Origin of the sequence: Streptomyces himalayensis subsp. himalayensis, assembly GCF_013778455.1 — a bacterium.
Taxonomy (GTDB): Bacteria; Actinomycetota; Actinomycetes; order Streptomycetales; family Streptomycetaceae; genus Streptomyces; species Streptomyces himalayensis.
Genome location: NZ_JACEHE010000003.1, coordinates 425,067 through 431,066, shown reverse-complemented (window position 1 = coordinate 431,066; position 6,000 = coordinate 425,067). Strand labels below are relative to the sequence as shown.

Annotated in this window: 4 protein-coding genes and 1 pseudogene; 3 read left to right on the top strand and 2 right to left on the bottom strand. The window is 70.9% G+C overall.

All coding sequences use genetic code 11. The annotated features are described in order from the left end of the window. Nucleotides 1-602 precede the first annotated feature (602 nt). The 3 genes from H1D24_RS08345 (at nucleotide 603) to dgoD (ending at nucleotide 3,789) form a co-directional block, all read left to right on the top strand. Entirely contained in the window at nucleotides 603-1,652 is a 1,050-nt protein-coding gene (locus tag H1D24_RS08345; protein WP_181656732.1) for a LacI family DNA-binding transcriptional regulator, read from the top strand. Further along, on the top strand, nucleotides 1,649-2,416 hold the full coding sequence (locus H1D24_RS08340) for an SDR family NAD(P)-dependent oxidoreductase (RefSeq protein ID WP_181656731.1): 768 nt from the start codon (nucleotides 1,649-1,651) through the stop codon (nucleotides 2,414-2,416). Before H1D24_RS08345 ends, H1D24_RS08340 begins: the two co-directional genes overlap by 4 nt. A gap of 227 nt (nucleotides 2,417-2,643) precedes the next feature. Continuing rightward, nucleotides 2,644-3,789, top strand: coding sequence for a galactonate dehydratase (gene dgoD / locus H1D24_RS08335; RefSeq protein ID WP_181656730.1), 1,146 nt, complete (start codon nucleotides 2,644-2,646; stop codon nucleotides 3,787-3,789). Between the two features lie 425 nt (nucleotides 3,790-4,214). Here the strand turns inward: dgoD and H1D24_RS08330 are convergent. Together H1D24_RS08330 and H1D24_RS08325 are read right to left on the bottom strand one after the other, a co-directional pair. Then, nucleotides 4,215-4,606, bottom strand: a pseudogene (locus H1D24_RS08330) (NADPH-dependent FMN reductase); the annotation flags it as partial. Between the two features lie 49 nt (nucleotides 4,607-4,655). Continuing rightward, a complete protein-coding gene (locus tag H1D24_RS08325; protein ID WP_181656729.1) occupies nucleotides 4,656-5,627 on the bottom strand; it encodes a pirin family protein in 972 nt (323 codons plus the stop codon). Between the last annotated feature and the right edge of the window lie 373 nt (nucleotides 5,628-6,000).

The window sequence follows — 6,000 nt, the reverse complement described above, 5'->3', positions numbered from 1 at the left end:
CCCCGAGCCGTCATCGACGGAAGCGGCACAGCCGGACAGCGCGGCCGCGCCGAGCGCGGCACCGGAGAAGGTGAGGAAACGACGTCTGTCGAGAGACCCTGTGGTCGGGACGGACATAACTGGACAGCCTTTCGTGCGGGACGTATGGGAATGCGGAGTTGCCGCGGGGAGGAGCGGCAAAGGGACACGGGGTAGGGGCGTGGGGACGGGTATCGGGCGCGAAGCGCCGGGCTAACTCGGCCGTGGCGCGAGATGTCCCGGACCGGGCGCGCACACGGCTGTCGTGCACGTGTGTCGGCACCGCATCGTCCGACCGCGACGGCGACGGTGGTCGCGTCCGCGGTGACCTCCCGGGGTGCCTTGTAGCGCACCCCGCCCATGGCCGGTTATCCGGCGTTGACACTGCTGCGTTCACATGGGCAGGTTTATGCGGCTCTGCCCAGACAAGTCGTCTATTTCCGTCCGAGGAAACCGGTTGACTCGAACTTTGGCGAACGTTAAGTTGCAGCGCCAGAAGGTGTCAAGAGGTCACTAACGGATCAGAACGCGCCACCGCCGCACACGCCGAGCGGCCCCTGGCGCTTACCGGAAAGGGGGTGTACATGCCGGAACAGCCCGTCAGGGCCAGGCTGGTGGACGTGGCGGAGAGAGCCGGAGTCTCCAAGGCCACCGTGTCCAAGGTGCTCAACGGCAGGCAGGACCTGTCCGTGCGGCCGGAGACGCGCCGACGCGTCCATGAGGCCGCCGAGGCGCTCGGTTACCGGCCCCATTCGGGGGCCCGGGCGCTGGCCGGCGCCAGCACGCACGTACTGGCCCTGCTGGTCCCCGCCCTCGGCAACCCCACGTACGTCACCATCGCTCGCGGTGTCTACCAGCGCGCCCGTCAGCTCGGCTATCTCTCCCTGCTGGCCGAGGACTTCGACGGTCAGGAAGCCGACGAGTCCTTCAACGACCTGGTGCAGGAGGGCAGGGTCGACGGGCTGCTCGTCGCCTCGGCCCGCCCCGGCCACCCTTTGCTGGACACCCTGAGCCGCAGCCCGGTCCCCCACGTCTTCCTCAACCGCGCCGTGGCGGGATCCGGCCGCAACGTCACGATGGATGTCGCCCGCTCCAGCGTGACCGCGCTCGACCACTTGCACGGCCTCGGTCACCGCGCAGTCGGCCACATCGCGGGTCCGCCCGGGATAACGCCCAGCGAGGTCCGCAAGGAGGCGTTCCTGCGCCACGCCGACGCACTCGGGCTGGATGCGGCTCCGGTCGCCTCCGGGGACTTCACCGAGGACGGCGGCGGTTTTGCGGCGCGGGAACTGCTGCGCCCCACCGACGGTGGCGAGCGCCCGCCGGTCACCGCCGTCTACACCAGCTCGCTCGCCCAGGCGATCGGTGCCATGGCCGCGATCCGGGAGCTCGGCCTGAGGATTCCGGAGGACGTCTCCGTGATCGGCAATGACGACCTGCCCGTGGCCGCGCACCTCCATCCCCCGCTGACCACCGTGGCGATGCCCCTGTACGAGCTGGGTACCGCGGCCGTGGACGCCCTGGTGGCCACCATCGAAAGTGCGCCGGTGGGAGACGTCGTCGTACCGACCGAGCCGCGGCTGGTGCTGCGCGGCTCCACGGCCAGACCGCCAGGACCAGGAGTAACGCCATGACCGTCGCCGCCGCACCGGCGCGTTTCACGGGCCGTACGGCCCTGCTCACCGCGGCCGCCTCCGGCATCGGGGCGGCCACCGCCCGTCGGCTGGCGGCGGAGGGAGCGTCGGTCCTCGTCACCGACGTGGACGCCAAGGGCGCCCATCGCGTCGCCGAGGAGATCCGCGCCGCAGGAGGGCGGGCGCAGGACCAGCGCCTCGACGTCACCTCGCCGGGCCAGTGGGCCGAGGCCGTCGCCGAGGCCGAGTCCTGGACCGGGCGCCTCGACGTGCTCCACCTCAACGCCGGCCAGAACCTGCCCGGAGCGGCACACGAACTGGACGACGCCGTCTGGCACCACCAGCTGCGGCTCTGCCTCGACTCCGTCTTCTACGGTGTCCGGGCCGCCGTGCCCCTGCTCAGGACAGCCAGGGGCGCGGTGGTGATCACCTCGTCCGTGCACGCGGTCATCGGCTTCAAGGGCTTCCCCGCGTACGCGGCGGCCAAGGGCGGGATCGACGCCCTCGTCCGCCAGCTCGCCGTCGAGTACGGCGGGCAGATCAGGTTCAACGCCGTCCTGCCCGGAGCCGTGGCCACCGGCCTGTGGGCCGAGGTACCCCCGGAGTACAAGGCGCAAGCCATCGCACGCACCCCCGTCGGCCGGCTCGGCGCCCCCGAGGACATCGCCGCCGCCGTCGCCTTCCTCGCCTCCGAGGACGCCGCCTTCGTCACCGGCCAGAACCTGCTCGTGGACGGTGGCCGCAGCATCAGCTCCCAGGAGTAGGCCGCCCTCGCTCGTTCCTCGCGGGACCCCTGCCCGCTCCAGGCACGACCCGGCCTCCGCATCCCGGGGGCCGCCGGCGCCCACACAGCAGCCACTTCCTCACAGCTCAACTCTCCTTCCGGAGCGGGCAGTTCCTCTCACCCGCCCCAACCACACCGACTCACCCGCCCGCCGTCTCGCCCAGGCCCCGCCCGGCCGTACACAGCACAGGACCGGAGGTCCACCCCATGAAGATCACTGGATACGAGCTCTTCCTCGTCGAACCGCGCTGGCTCTTCCTGCGCGTCGATACCGATGAGGGCATCTCCGGCTGGGGCGAGCCCATCGTCGAGGGCAAGGCCCAGACCGTCGCCCGCTGTGTCGAGGAGATGTTCGACTACCTGGTCGGTCAGGACCCCGCCCGCATCGAAGAGCACTGGCAGGTGCTCGCCAAGAGCGGCTTCTACCGCGGCGGCGTCGTCCTGAACAGCGCCCTGGCCGGCATCGACCAGGCACTGTGGGACATCGCCGGCAAGACCCACGGCGTCCCGGTCCACCAGCTCCTCGGCGGCCACGTCCGCGACCGAGTGCGCGTCTACGGCTGGGTCGGCGGCGCAACCCCCGAGGAACTCTTCGAATCGGCTGCCGCGCAGGTCGCCAAGGGCATGACGGCGGTCAAGCTCAACCCCTGCGGCCAGCTGGAGCCCCTCGCCGCGCCCGCCGCGATCAACGCCATCGTGGACGGGGTGACCGCGGTCCGCGAGGCCATCGGCCCGGAGCGCGACCTGGCACTCGACTTCCACGGCCGGTTCAGCGGGGCGATGTCCCGCCGCGTACTGCCCCTGCTCGAGCCCCTGCTGCCGATGTTCGTCGAGGAGCCGGTGCTGCCGGAGTTCTCCCAGGACCTCGGCGCCGTGGTGCGCTCCACCTCCATCCCCATCGCCACCGGCGAACGGCTCTACTCGCGCTGGGACTTCCGCTCGGTACTCTCCGACGGCATCGCCGTGGCCCAGCCCGACATCAGCCACGCCGGAGGCATCTCCGAGACCCGCCGGATCGCCGCGATGGCCGAGACCTACGACGTCCTGGTGGCCCCGCACTGCCCGCTGGGCCCGATCGCCCTCGCGGCCAGCCTCCAACTCGACTTCGCGATCCCCAACTTCCTCATCCAGGAACAGGCACTGGGCATCGGATACGGCGACAGCAGCGGACTGCTGGACTACCTCGTCGACACCACGCCCTTCACATTCCGCGACGGCTACATCGACCGCCCGACCGCTCCCGGTCTCGGCATCACCATCGACGAGGACGCGGTCCGGTCCGCCGCCGAACGGGGCCATCGCTGGCGCAACCCGGTCTGGCGCAACACGGACGGCTCACTGGCCTCCTGGTAGCCCGGGACAGCCCCGCCCGGGCGGTCGCATGAAGCCGAGTCCGGCCCCCAGGGCGTCCGCCCGCCAGGTTCCGGGACCACGGTCGGGAACCCAACACCGGTCCGGACGTATCACCCGCCGCGGCGAGAACGCCGAACAAGAGGCCTTGCCTTTCGAACAAGAGGCCTTGCCTTGGCGGTGGGGGCGTGGGGTGGGGCGGGCTGGATGCTGATGCCGAGGGTTTCGCAGGCGAGCGGTGAACGCCCGGGAGAGGAAGACCTTGCCCCCGGTCCACGACGATCGTCTCCGGCAGGACGACCGGCCGGGCCGCCGCTCCCGCTAGGCGCTCGTCAAGGCTCGTCAGCTGCCGGTGAGGCAGCGCCCGGCTATGGTCCATGCGCAGGATGTTCGGCCAGGTGGCGCCGGGGCCGGTGAGGGACGGTGCCGCCGACGACCAGCCGCAGGTGCTCCACGGCCCAGGCGCCGCCGACCCCGCCGTACGACACGAAACCGGCCGCCTTGTTGTTCCACTCGTTGTACAGGTAGTCGATGGCGTTTTTGAGCACGCCGGACGTGCTGTGGTTGTACTCCGGGGTGACGAAGACGAACCCGTGAAGCAGGCGGTCTTCTCCGCCCACTTCTTCGTGTGCTCGCCCTGGTACTGGCCCATCGACGCGGCAGCGGCTCAGTCCAGGTGCGGCAGCGGGTAGTCACGCAGGTCGACGAGGTCGAACTCCGCGTCGTTGCGCCGGGAGGCGATGTCGTAGACCCACTTGGCCACCTGCTCGCCGTTGCGGTTGGGGCGGGTGCTGCCGAGGAGGATGCCGATCCTGGTCAATGAACTCCCCCTTGACGGTGTTCCTGGTTGGGCTGTCACGTACGGAAGTTCAGGAAGTGTGGGGAAGATGCTGGGCGGGGATGACGCCGAGTCGGCCCGCCTGATAGTCCTCAAAGGCCTGTTGCACCTCTTCGGGCGTGTTCATTACGAACGGCCCGTACTGGACGACGGGTTCGCGGATGGGGCGGCCTCCCAGTACGAAGAGCTCCAGCTTGGCGGCGCGGGACTCCTGGACATGGTCGGCGGCCAGGCGCAGTGCGTCACCCGCGCCGAAGGCGGCGAGCCGGCCCTCCCGGATCGGGCGGGCTTCGCTGCCGACCCGTCCGTGGCCCGCCAGGGCGTAGACCAGCGCGTTGTAGGCGGGGTCCCACGGCAGGTCGACCTGGGCGCCGGGTTCGATGGTGAGGTGGGCGACGGTGATCGGGGTGTGGGTGACGCCCGGGCCGGTGTGCCCGGCGATGTCGCCGGCTATCACGCGGATCAGCGCGCCGCCGTCGGGGGTGGTGACCAGTCCGGCGTGTTTGCCGCGGATGTCCTGGTAGCGGGGCGGACTCATCTTCTTTGCCCGGGGCAGGTTGACCCACAGCTGCACACCGTGGAACACCCCGCCGCTCCTGACGAGCCGCTCCGGCGCCTTCTCGATGTGCAGGATCCCGGCCCCCGCGGTCATCCACTGGGTGTCGCCGTCGGTGATGAGGCCGCCGCCTCCGTTGGAGTCCTGGTGTTCCACGGCGCCGTCGATGAGGTAGGTGACGGTCTCGAATCCGCGGTGCGGATGCCACGGGGTGCCCGTGGCATCTCCCGGCGCCTGCTCGACCTCGCCCATGTGGTCCATGTGCACGAACGGATCAAGCTCCGGCAACGGCACCCCGGCGAAGGCCCGGCGCACCGGAAATCCCTCACCCTCGAAGCCGTGCTGCGCCGTCGTCAGGCGGCGGACGGGCCGGTAGCCCGTGCCGACCGGGTCAAGCTCCGGCAGGCGCGGCAGGACCAGCACGTCGTCCACGGTGATGGCAGGCATGGGTGTGTCCCCTCTCTTGCGGTTGCGTCAGGCCGTCAGGCCATCAGAAGGCGTGCGGTCCGAACCGGCCCCAGGCGACGAGGCTGGGCAGAGCTGGATCACCTCGGCGCCGGCGCGGTCACCGGTCTTGCGGACCAGGCAGCCGGCCAGCAGGCGTGGGCGGGGTGAAGGCCGGAGCGCGCCAGGCCCCGGTCCGTGACGAGCGCGAACCATCACCTCGGGTGGACCGGTCGGACCTGCCGGTCCCAGGGTGTCGGAGGAAGGGGAATGGGCCCGGAGGCGCGGCCGGGACGGTCAGGGCGGACAGGTCATGCCGCGCCTCCGGAGTCGTGGTGCTGCCCTTGGAGGGCCCTGCGGGGCTGGGGCGATCATG